The sequence below is a fragment of the Chelativorans petroleitrophicus genome (assembly GCF_025398195.1).
Taxonomy (GTDB): Bacteria; Pseudomonadota; Alphaproteobacteria; order Rhizobiales; family Rhizobiaceae; genus Chelativorans; species Chelativorans petroleitrophicus.
In genome coordinates this window covers 83,954-106,883 of the sequence record NZ_JAODNV010000013.1, presented here as the reverse complement: position 1 = coordinate 106,883, position 22,930 = coordinate 83,954, and the positions used below count along the sequence as shown (strand labels likewise).

General features: G+C 63.7%; 24 protein-coding genes. 10 read left to right on the top strand and 14 right to left on the bottom strand.

Annotated features, from left to right (window positions below):
• Positions 1-184: 184 nt before the first annotated feature.
• Entirely contained in the window at positions 185-1,075 is an 891-nt protein-coding gene (locus NYR54_RS13045) for a LysR family transcriptional regulator (RefSeq protein WP_261516111.1), read from the bottom strand.
• A 41-nt stretch (positions 1,076-1,116) separates the two neighbouring features.
• A complete protein-coding gene (trxB, locus tag NYR54_RS13040) occupies positions 1,117-2,091 on the bottom strand; it encodes a thioredoxin-disulfide reductase (RefSeq protein ID WP_261516110.1) in 975 nt (324 codons plus the stop codon).
• A gap of 238 nt (positions 2,092-2,329) precedes the next feature.
• Here trxB and NYR54_RS13035 point away from each other — a divergent pair, with 238 nt between their 5' ends.
• Positions 2,330-2,803 carry an Lrp/AsnC family transcriptional regulator gene (locus NYR54_RS13035; RefSeq protein WP_261516109.1) on the top strand — a complete coding sequence of 158 codons (474 nt, stop codon included), beginning with the start codon at positions 2,330-2,332 and terminating at the stop codon, positions 2,801-2,803.
• A gap of 19 nt (positions 2,804-2,822) precedes the next feature.
• Here the strand turns inward: NYR54_RS13035 and NYR54_RS13030 are convergent, their stop codons facing one another.
• The 3 genes from NYR54_RS13030 to greA are packed head-to-tail and all read right to left on the bottom strand — an operon-like array spanning position 2,823 to position 5,324.
• The gene (locus tag NYR54_RS13030) at positions 2,823-3,773 is read right to left on the bottom strand and encodes a glycosyltransferase (protein WP_261516108.1); all 951 of its coding nucleotides are present in this window, start codon (positions 3,771-3,773) and stop codon (positions 2,823-2,825) included.
• Positions 3,742-4,809 (bottom strand): glycosyltransferase family 4 protein, encoded by a 1,068-nt coding sequence (locus NYR54_RS13025; RefSeq protein ID WP_261516187.1) that lies wholly within the window; start codon positions 4,807-4,809, stop codon positions 3,742-3,744. The genes NYR54_RS13030 and NYR54_RS13025 overlap by 32 nt, the downstream gene beginning before the upstream one ends.
• A 41-nt stretch (positions 4,810-4,850) precedes the next feature.
• Positions 4,851-5,324, bottom strand: coding sequence for a transcription elongation factor GreA (gene greA, locus NYR54_RS13020; RefSeq protein WP_261516106.1), 474 nt, complete (start codon positions 5,322-5,324; stop codon positions 4,851-4,853).
• A gap of 290 nt (positions 5,325-5,614) precedes the next feature.
• Here greA and NYR54_RS13015 point away from each other — a divergent pair, with 290 nt between their 5' ends.
• The 3 genes from NYR54_RS13015 to NYR54_RS13005 all read left to right on the top strand — a co-directional run bounded on the left by NYR54_RS13015 (position 5,615) and on the right by NYR54_RS13005 (position 9,025).
• Positions 5,615-6,739: a PQQ-dependent sugar dehydrogenase gene (locus tag NYR54_RS13015; protein ID WP_261516105.1), complete on the top strand. Its 1,125-nt coding sequence runs from the start codon at positions 5,615-5,617 to the stop codon at positions 6,737-6,739.
• Positions 6,740-6,852: 113 nt separating this feature from the next.
• Positions 6,853-7,647 carry an extensin-like domain-containing protein gene (locus NYR54_RS13010; protein ID WP_261516104.1) on the top strand — a complete coding sequence of 265 codons (795 nt, stop codon included), beginning with the start codon at positions 6,853-6,855 and terminating at the stop codon, positions 7,645-7,647.
• Positions 7,648-7,720: 73 nt separating this feature from the next.
• Complete coding sequence (locus NYR54_RS13005) at positions 7,721-9,025, top strand: hemolysin family protein (RefSeq protein ID WP_261516103.1); 1,305 nt, start codon at positions 7,721-7,723, stop codon at positions 9,023-9,025.
• Positions 9,026-9,180: 155 nt separating this feature from the next.
• Here NYR54_RS13005 and NYR54_RS13000 read toward each other — a convergent pair whose 3' ends face one another.
• Complete coding sequence (locus tag NYR54_RS13000; RefSeq protein ID WP_261516102.1) at positions 9,181-9,786, bottom strand: NADPH-dependent FMN reductase; 606 nt, start codon at positions 9,784-9,786, stop codon at positions 9,181-9,183.
• A gap of 97 nt (positions 9,787-9,883) precedes the next feature.
• Between NYR54_RS13000 and NYR54_RS12995 the strand changes: the two genes are divergently transcribed.
• Positions 9,884-10,276, top strand: a complete 393-nt coding sequence (locus NYR54_RS12995) for a winged helix-turn-helix transcriptional regulator (protein ID WP_261516101.1) — start codon at positions 9,884-9,886, stop codon at positions 10,274-10,276.
• Positions 10,277-10,303: 27 nt separating this feature from the next.
• Here the strand turns inward: NYR54_RS12995 and NYR54_RS12990 are convergent, their stop codons facing one another.
• The 4 genes from NYR54_RS12990 to NYR54_RS12975 form a co-directional block, all read right to left on the bottom strand.
• A complete protein-coding gene (locus tag NYR54_RS12990; protein WP_261516100.1) occupies positions 10,304-10,696 on the bottom strand; it encodes an acyl-CoA thioesterase in 393 nt (130 codons plus the stop codon).
• Positions 10,697-10,790: 94 nt separating this feature from the next.
• The gene (locus tag NYR54_RS12985; RefSeq protein ID WP_261516099.1) at positions 10,791-11,675 is read right to left on the bottom strand and encodes an NAD-dependent epimerase/dehydratase family protein; all 885 of its coding nucleotides are present in this window, start codon (positions 11,673-11,675) and stop codon (positions 10,791-10,793) included.
• Entirely contained in the window at positions 11,672-12,481 is an 810-nt protein-coding gene (locus tag NYR54_RS12980; RefSeq protein ID WP_261516098.1) for a glycosyltransferase, read from the bottom strand. The genes NYR54_RS12985 and NYR54_RS12980 overlap by 4 nt, the downstream gene beginning before the upstream one ends.
• A gap of 3 nt (positions 12,482-12,484) precedes the next feature.
• Positions 12,485-13,705 carry an NAD-dependent epimerase/dehydratase family protein gene (locus NYR54_RS12975; protein WP_261516096.1) on the bottom strand — a complete coding sequence of 407 codons (1,221 nt, stop codon included), beginning with the start codon at positions 13,703-13,705 and terminating at the stop codon, positions 12,485-12,487.
• A 342-nt stretch (positions 13,706-14,047) separates the two neighbouring features.
• Here NYR54_RS12975 and NYR54_RS12970 point away from each other — a divergent pair, with 342 nt between their 5' ends.
• A complete protein-coding gene (locus NYR54_RS12970; protein WP_261516095.1) occupies positions 14,048-14,263 on the top strand; it encodes a hypothetical protein in 216 nt (71 codons plus the stop codon).
• A 191-nt stretch (positions 14,264-14,454) separates the two neighbouring features.
• Positions 14,455-14,760, top strand: coding sequence for an ATP-dependent Clp protease adapter ClpS (gene clpS, locus NYR54_RS12965; RefSeq protein ID WP_261516094.1), 306 nt, complete (start codon positions 14,455-14,457; stop codon positions 14,758-14,760).
• Positions 14,761-15,638: 878 nt separating this feature from the next.
• On the opposite strand, the gene uvrB is transcribed toward clpS, so the two are convergent.
• The 3 genes from uvrB to NYR54_RS12950 all read right to left on the bottom strand — a co-directional run bounded on the left by uvrB (position 15,639) and on the right by NYR54_RS12950 (position 19,888).
• The gene (gene uvrB / locus NYR54_RS12960; RefSeq protein ID WP_279327529.1) at positions 15,639-18,512 is read right to left on the bottom strand and encodes an excinuclease ABC subunit UvrB; all 2,874 of its coding nucleotides are present in this window, start codon (positions 18,510-18,512) and stop codon (positions 15,639-15,641) included.
• A 126-nt stretch (positions 18,513-18,638) separates the two neighbouring features.
• Positions 18,639-19,358, bottom strand: a complete 720-nt coding sequence (locus tag NYR54_RS12955) for a response regulator (RefSeq protein ID WP_261516093.1) — start codon at positions 19,356-19,358, stop codon at positions 18,639-18,641.
• On the bottom strand, positions 19,355-19,888 hold the full coding sequence (locus tag NYR54_RS12950) for a MarR family winged helix-turn-helix transcriptional regulator (protein WP_261516092.1): 534 nt from the start codon (positions 19,886-19,888) through the stop codon (positions 19,355-19,357). Before NYR54_RS12950 ends, NYR54_RS12955 begins: the two co-directional genes overlap by 4 nt.
• A 236-nt stretch (positions 19,889-20,124) precedes the next feature.
• Between NYR54_RS12950 and NYR54_RS12945 the strand changes: the two genes are divergently transcribed.
• From NYR54_RS12945 to NYR54_RS12935, 3 genes are all read left to right on the top strand, one after another.
• Positions 20,125-21,018 (top strand): branched-chain amino acid aminotransferase, encoded by an 894-nt coding sequence (locus NYR54_RS12945; protein ID WP_261516090.1) that lies wholly within the window; start codon positions 20,125-20,127, stop codon positions 21,016-21,018.
• Positions 21,019-21,136: 118 nt separating this feature from the next.
• Positions 21,137-21,409, top strand: a complete 273-nt coding sequence (locus tag NYR54_RS12940) for a hypothetical protein (RefSeq protein ID WP_261516089.1) — start codon at positions 21,137-21,139, stop codon at positions 21,407-21,409.
• A 145-nt stretch (positions 21,410-21,554) separates the two neighbouring features.
• On the top strand, positions 21,555-22,196 hold the full coding sequence (locus NYR54_RS12935; RefSeq protein ID WP_261516088.1) for an MBL fold metallo-hydrolase: 642 nt from the start codon (positions 21,555-21,557) through the stop codon (positions 22,194-22,196).
• A gap of 172 nt (positions 22,197-22,368) precedes the next feature.
• Here the strand turns inward: NYR54_RS12935 and NYR54_RS12930 are convergent, their stop codons facing one another.
• Positions 22,369-22,770 carry a BA14K family protein gene (locus tag NYR54_RS12930; protein WP_261516087.1) on the bottom strand — a complete coding sequence of 134 codons (402 nt, stop codon included), beginning with the start codon at positions 22,768-22,770 and terminating at the stop codon, positions 22,369-22,371.
• Positions 22,771-22,930 lie beyond the last annotated feature (160 nt).

Genomic DNA, 22,930 nt, shown 5'->3' with positions numbered 1-22,930 from the left:
AGATCCGGCCCAGTTATGGAAGTGCCATTAAGGCGAAACCTCCAGAGGGGAACACTCGCCGGGGGCTAATGGGAGGAGAACGCGCCCCGGGAGTGACCTCGATATGGGCATGGACTGCCTAAATAACAACCATGGTAATTTGCAACACAGCCATGCATATTTGCATGGCTCGCGCATTTGCAGTTCAGTAGGACCAGCTTCGCGACTTCGAGATGAGAAAATCGCGGAAAACCTGCAACTTGGCCTGGTTCTTCATCGCGTCAGGATAGCAGAAATAGGTGTCGAATGAGGGCACCGCCGTCTCCGGCATGAGCTGCACGAGGCCGCTGTCGTCCCCGACAAAATAGTCGGGCAGCATGGCGATGCCCGCCCCGCGCTGCACAGCGATCTTGATGGCCAGGATATTGTTGATCTGCAGCGCGGCAGCGCGCTTTGTGCCGTCGGCGCAGCCCGCCGTTTCCAGCCAGTTCATATCGCTCAGATGCGCCGGCACCGCCTCGCCGAAGGTGACAATCCGGTGCCGGTCGAGATCGGCGATGGACGTGGGCTTGCCGTGCCGGTTGATATAGGCGGGCGAGGCATAAAGGTGGAAATGGACGGTGAACAGCTTGCGCTGGATGAGGTCGGGCTGCTGTGGCTGGCGCATGCGGATGGCACAGTCGGCCTGACGCATGGTCAGATCCAGCTCCTCATTGTCGAGGATGAGCTGAAGCTGGATGTCCGGGTAGAGATCGCCGAATTCGGGCAGGCGCTCCGTCAGCCACCCGGTCCCTAGCCCGACGGTGGTGGACACCCGTAGCAGGCCCGACGGGCGATCCTTGGTCTCGGCCAGCCGCACCTTCACGCTTTCGAGTTTCATCAGCACCTCGTGCGCGGTGCGGTAAAGCATCTCGCCCTGTTCGGTGAGCACCAGGCCGCGTGCATGCCGGTGGAACAGCGGTACGCCAATCTCCTGTTCCAGCGCGCTCACCTGGCGCGAGATCGCCGATTGCGAAAGGTGCAGGGTGTCGGCCGCATGCGTGAATGATCCCGCCGCCGCAGCAGCGTGAAATACACGTAGCTTGTCCCAATCCAACGCCTGTTCCCCCTTATGTTATGGGCGCCGCGATCGATCTCCTATTCCGCCGCCTCCCGGTGCGTCTCCAGTTCGGCCAGATATTTTTCCGCTTCAAGTGCCGCCATACAGCCGAGGCCGGCCGCAGTCACCGCTTGACGGTAGACGTCGTCGGTGACGTCACCTGCCGCAAACACGCCCGGCACATCCGTACGCGTGGAGTGAGGCTCGGTCCACAGATATCCGTTCGGCTTCTGCTTCAGTTTGCCCTCAAACAGCTCCACCGCCGGCGCGTGACCGATGGCAATGAACACGCCGTCCACCGGAAGCTCGCTGACCTCGCCGGTGAGGACATTCTGCACGCGGACCCCCGTGACGGACGGCGGTGCGGGCGGGCGGGCAGGCTCACCCAGCACCTCGTCCACCACCGTGTTCCACATCATCTCCACATTAGCCTTGGCAAAAAGCCGCTCCTGCAGGATGCGTTCAGCACGCAGTTCGCCGCGCCGGTGAATGAGCGTCACCTTTCGCGCGAGATTGGACAGATAAAGCGCCTCCTCCACCGCCGTGTTGCCGCCGCCGACCACCGCGACATCCTTGCCGCGATAGAAGAAGCCGTCGCAGGTGGCGCACGCCGATACGCCAAAGCCCATGAAGGCCTGCTCCGACGGCAGGCCGAGCCACTTGGCCTTGGCGCCTGTCGCTATGATGAGTGCATCGCAGGTGTAAACAGTGCCGGAATCGCCCGTAAGCCTGAACGGCCGCGACTTGATGTCCGCCTCCACGATTAGGTCGGAGACGATCTCTGCGCCCACATTCTCCGCCTGCAGCCGCATCTGCTCCATCAGCCACGGCCCCTGCACCGGTTCGGCGAAGCCCGGATAGTTCTCCACCTCCGTGGTGATCATGAGCTGCCCGCCCTGCTCCAGACCCGCCACCAGCAGCGGCCTGAGCATGGCGCGCGCCGCATAGATGGCGGCGGTGTATCCGGCCGGTCCCGATCCGATGATGAGCACGGGCGCGTGGCGGCTGGTCATGGCTCGACGATCCTTTCAAACAGATGACAGGCCGCCGTGCGGACCGGCAGCCGGGCCTTGATCTAAGTATTGCATCCCGTGATTTGCAAGGCGAGGAAAGGTTTTCCAACAGTTTGCCGGCGCGCGGCGCCGCTGGCCCGGCGGCGGACTTGGCGCAGCCTGATACTTGCCTTAACTTCACCGCGCATGCATGACCGGATTCGTGCGACTCACGCGCGAGGGGGCAAAAGGATACCGCATGCCGCTTAAGGCCGATCTCGACGCCATTGACTGGAAAATCCTCCGCGAACTCCAGGCCAACGGGCGGATCACCAATGTGGAGCTTTCGCGGCGCGTCGGCATCTCGGCGCCGCCCTGCCTGCGCCGGGTCAAGCGCCTGGAGGAAACCGGCGTCATCAAGGGCTACCGCGCCTTGCTCAACAGCCCGATGCTGGGTTTCGACGTGGTGGCGTTCTGCCTGGTGGGGCTGCACCACCAGTCGGAAGCCGAGCTCAAGAGCTTCGCCGAGCGGGCGCGCAACTGGCCGATCGTGCGCCGGGCCTGGATGGTCTCGGGCGATTCGGATTTCCTCCTGCACTGCGTGGCCACCGATCTCGCCACATTCCAGACTTTCGTCATCGAGGAACTGACCTCGACGCCGAATGTGGACACGGTGCGCACGGCGCTCACGATCAGGCAGGTAAAGGACGAGGGGCTGGTGGCGATCGGGTGAGATCCGCCCCGTCAGCGACCTAACTCGGTTCTACAGAGATCGCCTCCAGGAGATTGCGGATTCGAGGCCCAAAGCCTCTGGAATTTTCCAGAAATTTTCTCCGCGCGGCCTCTCCCATCCGCCGACAATACGTTTGATCCCATGTGAGGACGTCGGTGATTGCCTTTTCCAGAGCAGCCTTGTTTACGAAGAAATTCACTCCCAAATGCCGCTGTTCATTTCGCACGGCAGGAACGAGCAGCCCGGTCTCCCGATCGATGTGCTCGTTCATAGGCGGTCCGTCCGTAGTTATCGTCACGGCTGCGCAGGACATCGCTTCCAGAATGTAGTGTCCCCAACCTTCCGAGCGCGATGGACACAGGTGGATGCCGCATTCGTTCTGCAGACACTTGAGTTCCTCATCCGGAATATAGCCCGAAAAAAGGCGGACATTGCGGGGAACGGATTTCGGAGCATTCTTGGTCTTCTGCACGAGGACAAGCTCCGGCCATTCGGGATGACGGATCCACAAATCGAGGATGTCTTCCGTACCCTTGAGCGTGCTGCCGCCAGCCAGATGAAAAAACCGCCGCCAGCTTTTCTCCACTTCTGGCATATGGCGGTCCGGGGAGGCAAAGCCGCAATATTCCGTTGGGACTCCCAGCGCCGAGAAGATTTCCTCCGCATGGCGGGTCTTGGTCCATACGCGATCCGCCTTGCGGAGAAGCTTCAGGTGTCTGCGAGGAAAACGCTCCTGATTGGGTACCAATATGTTTTCAGGCGCGGCCGACAGCCAGGCAGGAAATATGCGTTCAAGATGGAAGACGATATCCGCCTGTCTGCGCTTAAGAAGCCTGTCCAGAATCCCGCGGTCCCGCACGCGGGCCGTCGTTACCTTCAGCCCTGCTGCCTCGAGCGCAGCCTTCAGGATCAGGGAATCTCGGGTCAGGCCGTAAGCGTTATCTCGCGCTACAATGAGCGCCTGACCCATCGTCATGTCTCCATAGACTCTCGTAAACCTCCTCAAGCGCCGCCGCCTCCCGCTCAAGCGGAAAATTCGCCTCGGCATGCTTGCGCCCTGCTCTGCCCTGGCGCTCCGCCATGGCGGGATCCGCCATATAGGCCTCGATCGCGGCCGTGAGAGCTGCGCCGTCGCCTGCGGGGACGACCGCTCCTACTGCGGACGTGATCATCTCCGCATAGGCGCCAGCGTCGCTTGCCACCACCGGTGTTCCCGAGGCCATCGCCTCCAGAGGGGTGAGGCCAAAGCCCTCGTTGCGCGAAGGCGCCACATAAAGCGAGATGCGCCGATACCACGGCCGCACGTCCCTTACCTCGCCGAGGAAGCGGATGCGGTCGGCCAGCCCCGCCTCGCGGACGCGGCGCTCAAGCCCGTCGGCAAAGGCGCTGTGCTCGGCCGTCACGCGGCCCAGCACCACCGCCGTCCAGTCCGGATGACGCGGCAAGAGCTCGATCATGGCATCGACGAAGAGGTCCGTCCCCTTCTGATGGCGTATACGGCCGAAACAGCCGATGCCATAGCGGCCCGGCAGGCCGGTGGCCGCCCAATCGTCCTCACCGTCGTGCGGCGGATGAAAACGCTCCGTGTCCACGCCGTGCATCACCACGCGGTGCGGCACCTCGAGGAAGGAGCCGGAACGCGCGCTGGTGGCCACCACCGCATCCATGCGGCGGATGAGCCAGCGCGTGAATGGCTTGTGGCGGCGCTGTGCCGCAGAAGTGAAAACAAGCTTCAGGGGGGCGCGCAGGACGTGCTTCAGAACCACGCCCGCCAGCATCTCCACATTGCGGCGCGCATGCCAGATGCGCACCGGGCTGCCCTCCGGCCGGCGCAGCAGCGCCGGCACCTGCCACCAGCACATTCGCGGCAAATCTGGCGGCAGGCCCGGCCCGAGCGTTACGATGGGAATCTGCCGTGCCTGGACAGGCACGAGCTGAATGATCGTGCTCGTGACACCGGAAAGCCGGCGCTTGAAGTTCGGCGCGATCACCTTCACCCGGCGCATGTCGGGCGGCGGGTGCAAGCCGGCCGGCATCAGCGGGCTGCTCAGCCGTACTGGACCTTCAGCACCTCATAGCCGCGGGCACCGCCCGGCGCGTTCACCTCCACCGTGTCGCCCACGGCCTTGCCGATCAGCGCCCGTGCGATCGGTGAGGAGATGGAAATGCGGCCGGACTTCACGTCCGCTTCCTGATCGCCCACGATCTGGTAGGTCTTCTCCTCTTCCGTGTCCTCATCGATCAGAACGACGGTGGCTCCGAACTTCACCGTGTCGCCCGAGAGCTTGCTCACGTCGATCACTTCGGCGCGCGCGATGAGGTCTTCCAACTCGCTTATACGGCCCTCATTAAGGCTCTGCGCCTCCTTGGCCGCATGGTATTCGGCATTTTCCGACAAGTCCCCGTGCGCGCGTGCCTCGGCGATCGCATCTATGATGCGCGGACGCTCCTCCTGCTGACGCCAGCGCAGCTCTTCCTTCAGCGCATTGTAACCGGCCAGGGTCATCGGGACCTTGTTCATCTGAGACACCTTCCTGACTCGACGTGCCGCCGCGGCCTTGCCGGCGCACGTGCGGCACAAAAAGAAAACGGTCCGGCAGCCGGGGCCACGGAACCGCTTCGTTCGATTTCCAGCCAAATATAGCAAGCATTACGGCATTTTCACGCGAAATCTTCGCGGGCGGGATTCACCCACGAGAAAATTCGCTCTCGCGAACGTGACCGGGTGCCGCACGGACTGCGGCTTGGCTCCGGGCGGCGCTGGCATATGCTTAAAGGGAGACGGGTATCCCGCTAAAGGGGGAAGAGACCATGAATCGAGCCGTTCTGGCCGGGCTTCTTGCAGCAGCTGCCGCTACGCCGGCGGGCGCCCAGCTTTTCCCAGCCGAAGGCATGACCCTCCGCGCCGAAATCCTTGCCGACGGACTGGAGCATCCCTGGGGAATCGACTTCCTGCCCGACGGCGCGGCCCTCATCACCGAGCGGCCGGGACGCCTGCGCATTTTCGAGAAAGGCGCGCTGTCGGAGCCGGTCGCGGGCGTGCCCGAAGTGGCGGTTATGGGCCAAGGCGGACTGCTCGACGTTCTCGCCTCCAGCGACTTCGCAACCTCCGGCACGATCTTCCTCACCTTCTCCGAAGCGGGACCGGGCGGCGCTGGAACGGCGGTCGCGAGCGCGCAGCTCGTGCGCGAGGACGGCTCAGCACGGCTTGAGGATTTCACGACGCTCTTTTCGCTGGAGCCCAAGACGGAGGTCGGGCACCATTTCGGCTCGCGCATCGTCGAGGCGCCGGACGGCACGCTCTTCTTCTCCATCGGCGACCGCGGCGAGATGGACCGCGCCCAGGACATCGCGGACCCCGCGGGCTCCGTACTGAGGATCAACCGCGACGGCAGCATCCCGCAGGACAATCCCTTCGTGGGACGGGAGGATGCAGCGCCCGAAATCTGGTCGATCGGCCACCGTAACATCCAGGGTGCGGTGTTCGACCCGCTGACCAAGGCGCTCTGGACGGTGGAGCATGGCGCGCGTGGCGGCGACGAGGTGAACAGGCCCGAGGCGGGAAAGAACTACGGCTGGCCGGTTATCGCCTATGGCCGGCACTATTCCGGCATGCAGATCGGGCGCGGCACGCAGGCGCCCGGCTACGAGCAGCCGCTCTATTACTGGGACCCCTCGATCGCCCCCTCCGGCATGACTGTCTATGAAGGCAGCATGTTCCCCGAATGGCAGGGCGACCTGCTCGTCGCCGCTCTCAAATTCGAGCTTCTTGCGCGGCTTGAACGCGACAGCTCGGGCGAGATACTCCGGGAGGACCGGCTGTTCGAGGGAGTGTTCGGGCGGCTGCGCGACGTGGAGGTGGCGCCCGATGGCGCCGTCTGGCTGCTCACCGACGCGCCCGACGGCAAGATCATCCGCGTCTCGCGGGCCAAGTAGCCGTGGCGGACGCTCTCATTCCCGCCACAAGTCTGAACGCGGCTGCTGAGCATTCATTTACCCTCACACGCTAACTCTGCTGCGGATCGGGAATCCGAAGTGGGGTTGCAAGCGTGTTCGAGTACGAGTGGCTGCGCCGGCGAACTTTTCGCCTGCCCAGATTCGCGGGCGGTGTTCTGGCGCTCGGCGCGCTCGCGGCCCTTTATGCCTGTTCGGCCGAATCGGTGCTTCGCCCGGATGTGGATGTCGGCGTGCAGACCGGAGCGGTGCAGGGCGCCGGATTGCAGAACATCGTGCCCGCCGCCCCGATAGCGATGAGCTATCCCCGGCTCCTGCCGGAGACGAGCCCGTCAACCTTCATGCCCGCCGAAGAGATCGCCTGCCGGCGCGAGCTTCAGCGGCTCGGCGTCTCCTACCGCGACCTGGCTCCGATCGATGACGGCGGCGAGTGCCGCATCGACCATCCCGTGGAGGTGAGCGGGTTTTCGGGCGGCATCAAGCTTTCTCCGCCCGCCACGCTGACCTGCGCCATGGCCGTCGCCGTCGCCCGCTGGACGAAGAACGAACTCGCGCCCGCCGCACGCATGCGCTACCTCTCCGGCGTGAACACGATCCGGCAGGGGTCCAGCTATTCCTGCCGCCGCATCCGCGGCACAAGCGTGGCTTCGGAGCACTCCAAAGGTAACGCGCTCGACATCATGAGCATCAAACTGGACAACGGCCGGGAGATCGACGTGCGCCGTCCGGGCTTTTTCGCCTTTCGCCAGAGGGGCCTGCTCAACACGGTGCGCGCGGAAGGCTGCGACTATTTCACGACAGTCCTGGGTCCCGGCTACGACGCCGACCACAAGGACCATTTCCACTTCGACATCAAGAACCGCAGAAACGGCTACCGCGCCTGCCGGTAGCCGCGCACGCGCCTGCGCTTTATGGTGAAGTGCCGGCGGCGCTTGCCGCCCGCGCACACCGACAGGATACCCAATGCTCGTTCTCGAGATCATCATCCTATTGCTGCTCATCCTCTTCAACGGCTTCATGGCCATGTCGGAGCTTGCGGTCGTCTCCGCCCGCCCGGCCCGGCTGAAGGCGCTGCGCGACAAGGGATCCCGGAAGGCAGGGCGCGCCCTGGAGCTCTGGGCCGATCCCGGCCGCTTCCTTTCCACGGTGCAGATCGGAATCACGCTGGTGGGCGTCCTTTCAGGTGCCTTCTCGGGCGCAACGCTCGGCGTGCGCCTTTCCGCCTGGCTCGCAGGGCTTGGCGTGCCCTCCGGGGTGGCGGACCCGCTGGGCGTCGGGATCGTGGTCGCCCTGATCACCTATGTCTCGCTGGTGGTAGGCGAGCTCGTTCCCAAGCAGCTTGCGCTCAGGAATGCCGAGGCGATCGCTGTCGGTGTCGCCCCGTTCATGATCGCGCTTTCGCGTATAGCCCTGCCTCTCGTGTGGCTGCTGGACATCTCCGGACGCGGCCTGCTCCTCCTGTTCGGTCAAAGCTCGGAGCGCGCTCCGCGCGTGACGGACGAGGAAATCCGCACGCTGATCGCGGAAGCCGAACGGACGGGCACGATCGAGACAGCCGAACGCCGCATGATCGCTGGCGTGATGCGTCTCGCCGACCGCAAGGCTCGCGCGCTCATGACCCCGCGCCGTGAAGTGGACTGGCTCGACCTGACGGCGGATACGGCGGAGATCAAGAAGGCCCTGCAGGAGAGCGTCCACACGAGACTGCCTGCGGGTGAAGGCTCGCTGGACCAGCTTATCGGCGTCATCAACACGCGCGAACTGCTCAATGCGCAGATCGCGGGCAAGCCGATCAACCTGCAGGATTACGTGCAGCAGGCGCCGATCGTGCACGATTTCACCGACGCGCTCGATGTCGTCAAGGTGCTGCGCGAGGCGCAGGTTCCGGTAGCTCTCGTGCATGACGAATACGGGGCCTTCGAGGGCATCATCACGCCGGCCGACATCCTCGAGGCAATCGCGGGCGTGTTCCGCTCCGACCTGGAGGAAGGGGAAATCGACGTGGTTCGGCGCGAGGACGGCTCGTGGCTGCTGCCCGGGCTGATGCCGGCTGACGAAATGGCGGAACTTCTGGGGCTGCGCCTGCCGGAAAAGCGCAACTACACGACGCTTGCGGGTTTTCTCCTGTCCTATACGCAGGAGCTGCCGAGAACGGGCGCCATTGTGGAAGCCATGGGCTGGCGCTTCGAGATTGTCGATCTGGACGGCCGCAGGATCGACCGCGTCCTGGCCCGTAGGGTCGGAGCGCCGGACGCGCAAGAGGCGTGACCCCCCGCGTGTCCGGCCGGTTCATGTGGCACCAGGTTTTTTGCTGGTAGAGAGCGGGCGGCCTTATGTTCAGGAGCTCGGGCAACACCACGGTTCGTAAGGCCGTCTGGCTGCGCTTCTGGAAAGCGGCCTCAGACGCTGCGGGAAAATCCCCCTCAGGCCGCCTTCTGTTGGGCGTCCGCAGTGTTGTCGCGCGCGGCCTTCAGCGCCTTTACCCACCAGGTGAACTGATCGAGCATGGCGTTTGCGCCCTGGTTCAGATGCTCGATTTCATCGAGCTTTTTCTCACCGCCTTTAACGGCCAGAAAGTCGGGCAGCAGAATATGAACCGCGGTCCGGATGGGCGCCATCTGCAACTCCACCGCATGGAGACGCAACTGCTCGACGGCGCGCGAGGCCCCTACCCCGCCATAGCCGACAAAGGCGATGGGTTTGTTGTTCCACTCGTTGTATGCATAGTCGAGTGCGTTCTTCAGCACCGCTGTCGGGCCGCGATTGTACTCGGCCACCGTCACGATATAGCCGTCGAGCGAGCTGACCTTCTCCTGCCAGGCCAGAACATGCCGGTTGGGCTGCTCCGGGCGATAGGCGGGTGACGTCGCATCCTCGAAAAACGGCATCGGGTAATCCCTGAGATCGACCAACTCTACCTCGAACTCCGGGCGCTTGCCGGCGAGGTCGTAAATCCACTTGGCTGGCGTATCCGCAAAACGGCCCGGCCGGGTGGAACCGATGATGATGCCGATCTTCAATTTCGCCATTTGTCGCGTCCTTCCGTACGTCGTATAGTCTGGTAGTGCAGATTGGTAACCGGCGCTATATTGGATACCGTACGGAACTGCACAAGGAGGCACTTTTTTGAAACCGAGTCACCTGAACAGCACCGCCGGGGCCTCCCACGATCACGAGGCCTGCCGGCCGATTCACGAGATCCTCAATCTCGTCGGCGACAAGTGGTCGGTGCAGGTGGTGCGTCTTCTGGGCCAGGGGACGATGCGCTTCAACGAGCTGCGGCATGCGATCGAGGGCATCTCGCAGAAGATGCTGACGACGACATTGCGCAATCTCGAGCGCAACGGCTTTGTCACGCGCACCGTCTACCCGACCATACCGCCCAAGGTGGAATACACGCTCACCGATCTCGGCAGCGAGCTTCTGGTGCCGGTGACGGCGCTTGCCAAATGGGTCGACGCGAACCGCGACCGCATCGATGAGGCGCGTGCCCGCTTCGACGCGCAAAATGCCGGATGAGGGCGGCGAGAGCCGCCAATCTCCTAGTTAGCTCTCAGGCGGCACCGGTGTCGGCCTGCCGGTTGCATCCAGAGCGACCATCACGAAATCGGCGCTGGTGACCATCTCCATCTCATGGGAGAGATAGCGTTGCGCCCATGCTTCCACCTTCAGCGTGATGGATGTGCGCCCGACCTTTTCGATCCGCGTGTAGACGCAGAGCGTGTCGCCGATCTTCACCGGCTTCTCGAAAGACATCTCCTTGACGGCGGCGGTCACGACACGGCCGCGTGCCCTCTCGGCTGCGCGCAGGCCGCTCGCCAGGTCCATCTGCGCCATGACCCAGCCGCCGAAAATATCGCCCGCGGCATTGGCATCGCACGGCATCGCCTGGGTGCGAAGGGTCAGATCACCCTGCGGAACAGTCTGGCTTTCGGACATGGCAACCTCATGAGACGCTTTAATTTACAACAGCTTGGAGCCGCATGCGGAATCAATCTGGGAACGCGTTGATTCAAATTCTCAAGATGACCGGTCACTTTCTCAAGAGCATGGATATGGTCTCTTGAAGCAGTTTCTCGCTGCCCGGCCTCCAGCCAAGCGCCCTCAGCCGCTCCGTGCGCATGGGATTGACCGAGAGGCGGTCGGCTGCCGGCGGCAGCGGGTTTGCGGCGCCGTACGCCCTTCGAACCATGTCGAGCAGATCGCGCCGGTCAACGATAAGATCGGAGACATTGAGAATCGGCCCTATGGGCCCGGCGGTCTCCAGCACCAGCCGTACTGCCGAAGCCACGTCGCATCCGTGCACCTCGGTGCCCACGCGCGGCTCGATGCTGCGGCCGGCGAGATAGTCCGCGAAAAGGCCCGCCCATTTGTGCTTGCGGCCCAGACCTGCCGGTCCGTACACGCCGGTCACGCGCAGACTGATGCCCTCGAAGCCCTGGCCGGTGAGGCCGCTAAGCGCGCGTTCGGCAGCGAGCTTGACCTCGCCATAAAGCGTGTCCGGCCGCGGTTCGTCGGCCTCGTCCAGCCATTCGCCGCGTGAACGCGGACCATAGACGGCGCGGCTCGAAAGGAAGACGGCGCGGCGAACACCGGCGGCCTTCGCAGCCTCGAAGAGGGCGACGCTGCCGTCCAGATTGCGGCGACGGAAATTTTCCGGATCGTCCCCCTCCCCACCGCGATATTTTCCCGGAACGTGATCGAAAGCGGCGTGGACGAGATAATCGGCCTCCACCGGCGGGACGGAGCGCGAAGCAAGCGAGAACGGCACGAAGCGCACGGGGCGCGAAAAGAAACCGTCCGTCGGCGGGCTGCGGCCGATGACGGCCACCTCGTGGCCCGCCGCAAGCAACTCCTCCACAATGAAGCGGCCGACATAGCCCGTGCCTCCGGTGACGAGGCTGCGCGGCGCACTCATGGTACAGACGGGTTCTCAAGCATGTCGGGATCGGGAATACCCTCTCCCGAATGGTACGCGCGCCAGAGGGCGATCAGCGGCGCAAGCTGGCCCGCCTTTGGATGTCCGGTCTCCCACGGTTTTTCATACTGGTAGTGGATCACCGACACCGACTTCCAGTCCCAGAGTGCCGGCAGGTTGAACCAGACATATTGCAGGAGGTTGAAGAAGACCGGCAGGCCGTGCCAGTTGGGGAAGAAGCTTTGCAGGAAGGTCTGGTCCGTTCGCGGCCAGAAGGCATCCGGCCTGTCGAGCGCGGCCAGCATCGCCTCAAAGGTCTTTTCGGAAGGGCGGGCGACGAATACGCCCGAATTCAGCCGGTGAAAATCGGTGAGGCTTTCATAGACGTTCGGAGCGGCCGAAAACTCCGGATAGGAGAACAGCCGGTCGATGTTGCGGATGACGATCGCATCGGCATCGATGAAGACCACACGCTCATATTGCGTGAGCTGCCAGAGGCGCAGCTTGACGAAATTGTCGAGCGGCGTGTGAAAGGCAGGCTTGTTGCCCTTGGTGAAAGGGGCCTGCGCGTGAAGCCGCGCGCGCTGGTGCCGCTCGTTGAAGGCTGGCGACGTGGGCAGAAGCTCGGCCGGAACGAGCTGCGCGCCAAGGGCGGCAAGCGGCACGAGCTGCGAGGCTGCGACGCCGCCGGTGTGCATCACCACGATGTCAGCGGCCGTACCCGTCATCTTCAGAGAGCGCACCAGCGCCAGCGCTCCCTTGGCATAGTCGGCATTCGTGACCAGCGTCACATAGGCGTGGCGCAAGGCTCACCCCACGCTTTTCAACCGCTTGCCCTCCGGGTCGCGCTCGATCATAGGCGCGATGTCCTTGGTCCAGGCGGAGACGGACGGGATGCGGCTGCGATCCACGCGGTAGGCGAATTTGCGCGCCACATCGACCACTTCGGCCAGAAGCCCCTCCTCCAGCGTGGTGGGGTTGAGGCCGAGGGCGAGGAACTGCTCGTTCCGCACCACCAGATCGTTCTCGGGCGCCTCCTTGCGCGGGTTCGGCAGATAGGCGATCCGCGCCCCGGTCATGCGCGCCACCAGCTCGGCCAGATCGCGCACCCGGTGCGTCTCCGTCATCTGGTTGTAGATCTTCACACGTTCGCCGCGCTTGGGCGGGTTTTCCAGCGCCAGTTCGATGCAGCGCACCGAATCCCGGATGTGGATGAAGGCGCGCGTCTGGCCGCCCGTGCCGTGAACGGTGAGCGGGTAGCCGATCGCCGCCTGTATGAGGAAGCGGTTCAGAACCGTGCCGTAGTCGCCGTCATAGTCGAAGCGGTTGATGAGCTGCGGATGCAGCATCGTCTCGGGCGTGTGCGTGCCCCAGACGATGCCCTGGTGCAGATCGGTGATCCTCAAGCCGTCGTTCTTGGCATAGAACTGGAACAGGAGCTGATCGAGGCACTTGGTCATATGATAGATCGAGCCCGGATTGGCCGGGTAGAGGATCTCCTGCCTGACGGTGCCGCCTTCCAGCGTCTCCACCTCCACGGGCAGATAGCCCTCCGGGATGGCAGCGCCGACGGTGGAATAGCCGTAGACGCCCATGGTGCCCAGATGCACCAGATGCGCGTCGAGATCGATCTCCACCATCGCATTGAGCAGATTGTGCGTGGCGTTGACGTTGTTGTTGACCGTGTAGTTCTTGTGACGGTCGCTCTTCATGGAATAGGGCGCTGCCCGCTGCTCGGCGAAATGGATGATGGCGTCCGGCCGGTGCTCGGCAAGCCAGGCTTTCAGGATCTCGTAGTCGCGGGCGAGGTCGATCAGGTGAAAGCGGATGCGCCGCCCCGTCTCCTGATGCCAGATGCGGGTCCGCTCCTGAATTGAATCCATCGGAGTCAAAGATTGAACGCCGAGCTCCGTGTCGATCCACCGGCGCGACAGGTTGTCGATAATGTGGACCTCGTGGCCCCGGGCGGAAAGATGCAGGGATGTCGGCCAGCCGACAAAACCGTCACCGCCTAGAACAGCAATCTTCATCGAATCGACCCCTCATCGCGAACGGAAGGTACCGTTTATCCGGCAATTGTGACCATCATTCTATGCTTGCGGAAGACATAAAGAAAAGCGTGCCGGAAAGAGCGGCGATCACAAAAGAAAAGGCGCGCCGCCGTGCCCCACCCAGCATATTCCCGGGGATGTCAGGACTTTAGGCTTGACAGAAGCTGAAACACGTCTCTCGCGAATCAAAAAAGGACTTCATAAGTCGGCGACAATCGTGCATTATTCCAGCTTCACGGAAGGGAGGCGGCGCGGACCGAGGAGCGCCGGCTTGTGCCGGACGATGGGCCGGGGCGCGCCAGAAATGCTAAGGAGGCGGAGATGCTTCCGTCCGGACTTGCCGATGCGGGCGTCTATGACGCGAAGGATATGGCAGCCATTCGCAGCGCAGTGGAGGCTGTCTGCGCAGAGCTCGGGATCGATCGCGAGGACAGCGAGGGCCGCGAGCGCATCGCCATGCATGTGATGCGCTCCTGGGCGCTGGGGCGGCGCACGCCGCTGGGGCTCGTTCAGGCCGGGCTCGACGGCGCAGCCTAGATATTCTGTCTTTCGCGGAAACGCAGAGGGATAGAGGTTGTTGTCCCGCACAATTGCGGACGGGAAACCGGTATCCGCCTATCCCGGAATTGCGCCGGGACGCTGCGGCCCCTCGCCTGAAGCCCTGAAGATCTGGTATGTCCGCTCGCTGAGCGGGGAAGGCGCCTGCCTGCCCGCAGCATGAGGCGGCGATGAGCGACACCAGTACCAGACCGCGCACCAGAACGAAACCCAAGACCGAGCGGCCGAAGCTGCACAAGGTCATCCTCGTCAATGACGACTACACGCCGCGCGAATTCGTGGTGCGCGTGCTGAAGGCGGAATTCCGCATGAGCGAGGACCAGGCCTACCGCGTGATGATCACGGCGCACCGGCGCGGGACCTGCGTGGTGGCGGTCTATCCGCGCGACGTGGCCGAGACCAAGGCCACCCGCGCCACGGACGCCGGGCGCAGGGCTGGCTTCCCGCTGCTTTTTACCACCGAGCCGGAAGAATAGGGCGCCCGCTGAATCCGAGCGATTTACAGCCGCGCGGCATCCCCGCCACCGCCCGGTTTTTTCCAAACCGGCTGGCTTCTGATCAGGTGGAAAGCGGGGCCGTGGTCCGGCCTCTCTATTCATTTAATGTGGCGCGTTCCACGCGCCCCGCCGGAGCTTTGTCCGCCGTCGGCCGATCACTCGGGCCATGCTTCCTCTCGGCTGCACCCGATGAGGGGATGGTCTTTGCCGGGCCGAAGAAAAGCCCTAGCGGCTTTTCCGCGGTTTCCGCAGCGCAGCCTCTGACCCTGCGCCCGGCACCGCGGGCCTGTCGCGGACGCTTCGAACCCCCAAGTACCGGATCCCCGGAGGAGCGAGTCTCCGCCGCCCTCCCGAATATCCGATGCGCATCCGGTTCCCGCGAGGGCGATGGCAGGCATAATTGGCGCTCGGAAAGGCGGGGATTAACGGAGCTGAAGGTGGGAATCTGTCTACGAAATCGGGGTGCTTGTGACCCCATGAGTTCTAGAACCCATTCAGTGACCATTCGGTACACTTCGGGAGGTGTCCGAATTGTACTCCTCGCGGTTTGGAATGATAAGGAAGCGGTCTTGCAAGGGATATTCATCTACGCGCATGTTTTCTTTCTGCTGTCGTCGTCGGCTAGTTGTGTTAAATTTGTGCCAACAGCGTCGCTCAAGCCGAAAGAATGCCTTCTCGCTCGCGGCCGGAGGCTAACGAAGGAGCTTGCATCCTAAGCGCTTAAAGCAAGAAATTAAAAGCACAGTTGAGATTCCCCTCCGCAATTTCTAACACTTAGCTTTCTAACTTAGCTTCGGTAAGGTGTTGAGCCTATTTCCTCCCCGCTCCTTCAGCAAGCCTTAGGGAGAGATAGGCCCCTACTGCCCCGGCCGTCCCGTTTTCTTCGGCCGGCGTGTGCGGCGGCGTTCGTCCACCGGGTCCTCGTAGGAGCCGGCACCGGGTTTGTAGCGCTTCAGGATCGCGTCGTCGGGCGGTGCCGCGGGCGGTGTCTTGCCCAGAGGCTTTTCCGTGCGGCGGACGGTCATCTCGTCCAGCGAGTTCTTGCGGAAGAGGCTGCCGCGCGCCGGAACCGCGTGGGCGCCGGAGGTGCCCATCTCGTCCAGGTCCGGCTTGCGGAATAGAGATTGCCCGGAGGCGGCTTGCCCCTTCGCACCCCCCTCTGCCCTGCCGGGCATCTCCTTCTCGAGGGGAGAGACCGGACGGCCGACCGAACCGCGCCCACGACGCCCCTCCCCCTGAGCCTGTCGAAGGGTGCCCTTGCGCGCGGCCTCGCGGCGCTTCTCCTGCGTGTTCTCCACGCCCGCATCGCGGGAGAGCGGGTCGTCCATGATGGCAAGCTCGGTCTCGCGCAGGCGCTTGATCTCGTCGCGCAGCCGTGCGGCCTCCTCGAAGTCGAGATCGGCGGCGGCGTCGCGCATGGCCTTTTCGAGATATTCGAGATGGGCCTGGAGATTGTTGCCGACGAGGTTGTTGAGGTCGTCGCCCTTGGCGCCAACGATGTCGGCGCGCACATGGTCACGCTCGTAGACCGAGCCCAGGATGTCGCCGATGTTCTTCTTGACCGACTCCGGCGTGATGCCGTTGGCCTTGTTGTATTCGAGCTGCTTCTCGCGGCGGCGGTTGGTCTCGGCGATCGCCCGCTCCATGGAGCCGGTGATCGTGTCGGCATAGAGGATGACGCGGCCGTCCACATTGCGCGCGGCGCGGCCGATGGTCTGGATGAGCGAGGTCTCGGAGCGCAGGAACCCTTCCTTGTCCGCGTCGAGGATGGCGACCAGGCCGCATTCGGGAATGTCGAGGCCCTCGCGCAGGAGGTTGATGCCTACCAGGCAGTCGAAGGCACCGAGGCGGAGGTCGCGGATGATCTCGATGCGCTCCAGCGTGTCGATGTCGGAGTGCATGTAGCGCACGCGCACGCCCTGCTCGTGCAGATATTCGGTGAGATCCTCCGCCATACGCTTGGTGAGCACGGTGACGAGCGTGCGGTAGCCGGCACGCGTGGTCTCGCGGATCTCGCCCAGCACGTCGTCCACCTGGGTCTTGGCCGGGCGGACATCGACGGGGGGGTCGATGAGGCCGGTGGGGCGGATGACCTGCTCCGCGAAGACGCCGCCCGCCTGCTCCATCTCCCAGGCGCCGGGGGTGGCGGAGACGCAGATCGTCTGCGGGCGCATCGCGTCCCACTCCTCGAAGCGCAGCGGCCGGTTATCCATGCAGCTTGGCAGGCGGAAACCGTATTCGGCGAGCGTCGCCTTGCGGCGGAAGTCGCCCCGGTACATGGCGCCGATCTGCGGGATCGTCTGGTGGCTCTCGTCCACGAAGACGATGGCGTTGTCGGGCACGTATTCGAACAGCGTGGGCGGCGGCTCGCCGGGAGCGCGGCCGGTGAGGTAGCGCGAATAGTTCTCGATGCCAGCGCAGGAGCCGGTCGCCTCCAGCATTTCTAGGTCAAAGCGGGTGCGCTGCTCCAGACGCTGCGCCTCGAGCAGGCGGCCGGCGCGGGTCAACTCGTCCAGCCGGTACTTCAGTTCCTCCTTGATGGCCTTGATGGCCTGGTTGAGCGTGGGGCGCGGCGTGACATAGTGCGAATTGGCGTAGATCTTGACCGACTTCAGGTCGTCCGTCTTCTTGCCGGTGAGCGGGTCGAACTCGGTGATGGCCTCGATCTCGTCGCCGAAGAGCGAGATGCGCCAGGCCCGGTCCTCAAGGTGCGCCGGGAAGATCTCGATCGTGTCGCCACGCACCCGGAAGGAGCCGCGGGCAAAGTCCGCGTCGCGGCGCTTGTACTGCTGCTCCACGAGGTCGGCGAGCAACTGGCGCTGGTCGAGCCGGTCGCCAACCTGCATCTGGAAGGTCATGGCGGTGTAGGTCTCGACCGAGCCGATACCGTAGATGCAGGAGACGGAGGCGACGATGATCACGTCGTCACGTTCAAGCAGCGCCCGCGTGGCGGCGTGGCGCATGCGGTCGATCTGCTCGTTGATCGAGGATTCCTTCTCGATATAGGTGTCCGAGCGCGGGACGTAGGCCTCCGGCTGGTAGTAGTCGTAATAGGAGACGAAATACTCGACCGCGTTATTTGGGAAGAAGGACTTGAACTCGCCGTAAAGCTGCGCGGCGAGCGTCTTGTTGTGTGCGAGGATGAGCGCGGGGCGCTGCGTCTCCTCGATCACCTTGGCCATGGTGAAGGTCTTGCCCGAGCCCGTAACGCCCAGCAGAACCTGCGTCCGGTCCCCCCGCTCGATGCCTTCGACCAGATCGCGGATGGCCGTGGGCTGGTCGCCCGAAGGCTGATAATCCGTGACCATCTTGAAGGGGATGCCGCCCTCGGTCTTCTCCGGGCGCGGCGGGCGGTGCGGCACCCAGTTGGATTTCAAGTTCGGATCGCCCCCCTCGATGAGCTTCGTAAGGGCCGCGACCGTGGCCGTCACACCGCCGGGGGCAATCTCCTCCGCCTCCTCCAGCGTGACGTCGAGCCCGGCGACGGGCATGAGACCTGCGGCCGCGCGCTCGCGCGCGGAGGCCGCGCCGCCCATGGAGGTGCCGCGCGCGGTCCTGCCCGGGGCGGCGGTGCGCTCGGGGATCTTCTTCTTCGGCTTCACGGCCTTCTCCACTTCCCGCGTGATCTGCTCCGCCCATTCGGACACGGAGCCGGTCAGGGGCGTGCCCGACAACGGGGGCTGCGGCTGCTCGGCAAAACCGCGGTTCGTCTTTCTGGAGGAATTGGCCATGAGCCGAATATGGAGAATTGCGCGCGCTATTGGAAGGGGCGCGACGGTTGAGCGCGCGGCCGGATGCAGGCTCCTGACAGCGCGCTGTCAGGAATGGACGGCAGTTCCGAGCCGGATGCCCCCGGCCTACTCCACACTCAGCCGGTAGCCGATGCCTCGCACGGTCTGCAGCCAGACGGGGTTCGACGGATCGCGCTCAATCTTGCGCCGCAGACGGTTGATCTGGACGTCGATGGTGCGCTCGCCCACTTCCGATTCGTTGCTGACCAGCTCGTGGCGCGGGATGGTTTCGCCGGCACGTTCGGCGAAGATGGCCATGATCTCGCGCTCTCGGTCCGTGAGCTTCATTACCTGGCCGGCTTTTTTCAGCTCGCGCCGCGTGATTTGGAACGTGTAGGGGCCGAAGACCACCTGCTCCAGCTTCGGCGTGGCGGGCTGGCCGCCCCGGCGCAGGATGTTGTTGACGCGCAGCACCAGCTCGCGTGGATCGAAGGGTTTCGGCAGATAGTCGTCGGCGCCGGCCTCGAGCCCAGTGACCCGGCTTTCCGTTTCCGACAGCGCAGTGAGCATCAAGATAGGCACCTCACGCTGCTCGCGCAGGCTCTTGGTCAGCGCCACGCCGTCCTCGCCCGGCATCATGATGTCGAGCACGATCAGGTCGAAATCAAGCCCCGCCAGCTTGCGCCGCGCCTCGGCGGCATTGCCCGCGACGCTGACACGAAAGCCTTCCTCGGTGAGGAAACGCCTGAGCAATGTGCGAATGCGCGTGTCATCGTCAACGACGAGCAGATGCGGCGCGTCGTCATCCGGCGCGCGGCGGCCGTTGATTGCGTCCTGGCGAATCATTCCCTCGCCTCTCCCTCGATCCGAGCCCCTTCCCTTGCGGGCGCGCGATCAACCTGCGCCCGCAGCTCGGGGTTCACCATCGCTCTCAAGAAGCGCTCGATAACGGCGCGATCCTTCACGCCGGCCTCCTCAAGTGCCGCACGGATGCGGCGGGACTGTGGCAGCGCCAGAGCGAGCGCAAGCGCGTGCCCCTTCTTCGTCACATACAGCTCGCGCTGGCGACGGTCGCGCGGCCCCTGCACCTGCACGATATATCCCGTATCGATGAGCTGCTTCAACACCCTGGCGAGACTCTGCTTCGTTATCCGCAGCACGTCCAGAAGCTCGGCCACCCGCAATCCCGGCCGGCGGTTGACGAAGTGGATCACCCGGTGATGCGCACGCCCGAACCCATATTGCGAAAGGATGGCGTCGGGATCGGAGGTGAAATCCCGATAGGCGAAGAACAGCAGCTCGATGAGCGTGAACTCGATCTCATCGGCTTTCACAGCCGTTCCGGGCTCCTCGCTCTGTGTGGTGGACGTGTTCATGAACTCTCGCTTCCGTTCCGATAATTATGTCAGCCATGTTGACATAATTGGGTTCGCCTGATAATTTTCGACAAGCTTTTTCGCGTTATAGCGAATAAAAGACGTGTTGAGGCCGTTTTTCCGGAATTTCCCTTTAAAGCGGGTTTGCGTCGACCCGTCCGGTTCCGGCATAATCGGTGTTTGCCCAGGATTGCCGGCTTCCGGCCGGCCCCCAGATCCCTCAGGAGAGGCTTAAAATGGCATCTGTTCCCTTCGATCAGCTTGACGGCTTTATCTGGTTCAACGGCGAATTCGTCAAATGGGCCGATGCCAAGATTCACGTACTCACCCACGGTCTGCATTACGCGAGCGCCGTGTTCGAAGGGGAACGCGCCTATGGGGGCGAGATCTTCAAGCTGACGGAGCATACCGAACGGCTGCATGAATCGGCACGCATTCTGGGTTTCCGCATCCCCTACAGCGTGGCGGAGATCGACGACGCCTGCCGGCAGCTTCTTGCCAAGCAGGGGCTCAAGGACGCCTATGTGCGCCCGATCGCCTGGCGCGGCAGCGAGATGATGGGCGTTTCGGCCCAGAAGAACCGGATTAACGTCGCCATCGCCATCTGGGAGTGGCCGAGCTATTTCGATCCGGAGCAGCGGCTGAAGGGCATTCGGCTCGACATCGCCGAGTATCGCAGGCCCGACCCGCGCACCGCCCCGTCGAAGTCCAAAGCCGCCGGCCTTTACATGATCTGCACGATTTCCAAGCATGCCGCCGAGGCCAAGGGCTATTCCGACGCGCTGATGCTCGACTGGCGCGGACAGGTGGCCGAGGCGACAGGCGCCAACATCTTCTTCGTGAAGGACGGTGTGCTGCACACGCCCAAGCCCGACTGCTTCCTGGATGGAATCACCCGACGCACAGTGATTGATCTTGCTCGCCGTCGCGGCATCGAAGTGGTCGAGCGGGCCATCATGCCCGAGGAGCTCGAAGGCTTCGAACAGTGCTTCCTGACGGGTACGGCGGCGGAGGTCACGCCGGTGTCCGAGATCGGCCCCTACAACTTCCAAGTGGGTGAAATCGCTCGACTTTTGATGGAAGACTACGCCGAGGAAGTGCAGCCGCGCCAGCGGATGGCGGCCGAGTAGCAGGCGCCCAAGCCGCCCCTGCTTCCACCTCACAGGACCCGCCTCGTTTGACTTTAGTCGAATTCGGGGTTTCATGGTTATGCCGGCTGAGGGAGCCGGTGTTCGAGGAGGGAAGCACATGGAAGCGCTTGTTCCCATTATCGTGCAGGCTATAGCGGGGATCGTCGGCGGCGAGGCGGTCGGCGCAGCCTTCAAGAAAGCAGCCATGGGGCACCTGCCCATGATCATCAGCGGCATCGTTGGTGGCGTGGGCGGCGGCGCGCTGCTTTCGAGCATGGGCGACGGCGGCGCGCTTGGCGGCATTCTCGGTGACATCGTCGGCGGTGGCGTCGGCGGCGCCGTGCTGACGGCCGTGGTTGGCGCAGTAATGAGTTCCATGAAGAAAGCCTGAGGGCGTTTCGACACAGGCTTTGGAACGGGCGGCACATGCCGCCCGTTCGCTTTCAGAACCCTGTGGCGCCAAGCGGAAACGGATCAAATATCCGCCGCCTTTATGTCCCCGCCACTTGACGAGATGCGTCAACGAAACACATGCAATGACCATGCTCAAAGCCGCGATCATTCCCGTCACCCCCTTCCAGCAGAACTGCACGATCCTGTTTGACGATGGGGAAAAGCGTGGCGTGGTGATAGATCCGGGCGGGGAAGTCGAGCGTATCCGGGCCGCGATCGAGAAGGCGGGAATAAAGGCCGAAGCGATCTGGTTGACACACGGCCATATCGACCATGCCGGCGGAGCCATGGACCTCAAGGACGCGCTCGGCGTCGAAATCCTGGGGCCGCATGAGGGCGACCGCGAAATGCTGCTTCACCTGACGGATCAGGCCCAGATGTTCGGCCTGGCGGACACGGTGCGCAATGTCGTGCCGGACCGCTTCTTAAACGAAGGCGATGTGGTCTCCTTCGCCGGCCATGAATTCGAGGTTCTGCACTGCCCGGGGCACGCGCCGGGGCATGTCGTCTTCTATAATGCGAACGCGAAATTCGCCTATGTGGGCGACGTGCTTTTCAACGGTTCGATCGGCCGGACGGATCTGCCGGGCGGCGACCATGGCGCGCTCATCCGTTCCATAAAGGACAAGCTTCTTCCGCTAGGCGACGATGTCGGCTTTCTGTGCGGCCACGGGCCGGGAGGCAGATTCGGCGACGAACGCCGCAACAATCCATTTCTGATCTGACGTCTCGAAATCGTTCGAAAGGTCCGCGGCGTGCCGGAGCGCGCAGTCACGCGGGTTTATCTCGGGTTCTGCCCGGCCCTATAGAGGATAGCTGCTCTGTACCCGCAATGGGCACGGCCGCGGTCTGCGGGATCGCAGGTGCGCTCTCCCGCAGCCGCTCAGCCGTTGCTTTCTACCTGATCTCGCAGAAATGGCGATGGCCGTCATAGCCGAGATACGTGCCGGACCGCGGATCAAAGCTGCGATAGCGGATGCTGCAGGCCCGGTACCACTCGGGGGACCATGGCTCGGCCCGGTAATAGGTCACGGGGCCGCTATAGGCCGGGGCCGGCCCGTAATACCGGTAACGCGGAGCCGGCGGATCGATATAGACTCGGCCGCTCGGCTGCGAGAGGATTCCGCCGACGATGGCGCCGAACGCAAGGCCCGCAAGACCCGCGGCGAGCTCACCGCCCCTGTCGTGATGGCGGTGATGATGGCGGTGCCAGCGGTGGTCCGCCTGCGCTGGAATTGCCGAAAGCGTGGTTGCCGCCACCGCCAGGCCAAGCACGGCTGTTTTGAATATGCGTCTCATCTCGGTTCTCCAATACGTCGCGCGGCTCACCCGTCCTAGATTGCGCCGGATGTTACCGCGGCGTAGCTGAACGGTAACTGAACGGTAAACGCGGCAATATGGGGGCGTGGTTCCGAGAGATCGTGACGCATCTGTCTAAGGCCCTTTCCGTGTTTCCGGG